This is a genomic window from Faecalibacterium sp. AM43-5AT (genome assembly GCF_003603345.1).
Classification (GTDB): domain Bacteria; phylum Bacillota; class Clostridia; order Oscillospirales; family Ruminococcaceae; genus Faecalibacterium; species Faecalibacterium taiwanense.
In genome coordinates this window covers 1-773 of sequence record NZ_QVGZ01000036.1, presented here as the reverse complement: position 1 = coordinate 773, position 773 = coordinate 1, and the positions used below count along the sequence as shown (strand labels likewise).

The 773-nt window shown below is 57.3% G+C and carries 1 pseudogene; it reads left to right on the top strand.

Features of this window, described 5'->3' with window-relative positions:
• A pseudogene (locus DW937_RS14590) lies at positions 1-773 on the top strand (N-domain protein, SNF2 family); the annotation flags it as partial.

The window sequence follows — 773 nt, the reverse complement described above, 5'->3', positions numbered from 1 at the left end:
GCCCTTGCCCAGCGCACAGCCAACGGCTTGACCCGGTACTGGGAAAGCTGGACGGACTACCTGACCACTGCGTCCCGGCTGTACAAGTACCCTTTTGCGGACCAGCTCATGATCTGCGCCCAGCGCCCGGATGCCACTGCCTGCGCCGACTTTGACATCTGGAACAACCGGATGAACCGTTATGTGCGCCGGGGTGCCAAGGGCATTGCACTGCTGGACGAATCCAGTGGATTCTCGCGCCTGCACTATGTCTTTGATGTGTCTGATACGGCACCGCGGCGAAACGCCCTGTACCCGGACCTGTGGCAGATCAATGAATCCCTGAAAGAGCCGGTCAGGTCTATGTTGGCAGAAAACTATGGCGTTCACAGCGAAAGTTTTGGTCAGCAGCTTGCCGATGTTGCCGGAAAATTGGTGGCAGATTACTGGGACAACAACGGCGGCGACATTCGTGCCATCGTTGACGGTTCGCTCTTGATGGATTATGATGAAGCCGGGGTGGAGATGCAGTTCAAAAGTGCCGCCGCCATCAGCGTCACCTACGCGCTGCTGGAACGCTGTGGCTTTGAGCCTGCCGGGTGGTTCGATAAAGATGATTTTCAAGCCATCCACGATTTTTCCACCCCGGATGCCGTTTTTGCCCTCGGCGCAGCCGTCAGCGACATGAGCCGTGAGGTGCTGCGGAACATCGAGCGCACCGTGAAAGCTACCATCCGCCGCCGCAATGCAGAAAGGAGCCAATATGAATACGAACAGCAGGAACGTGACCTACT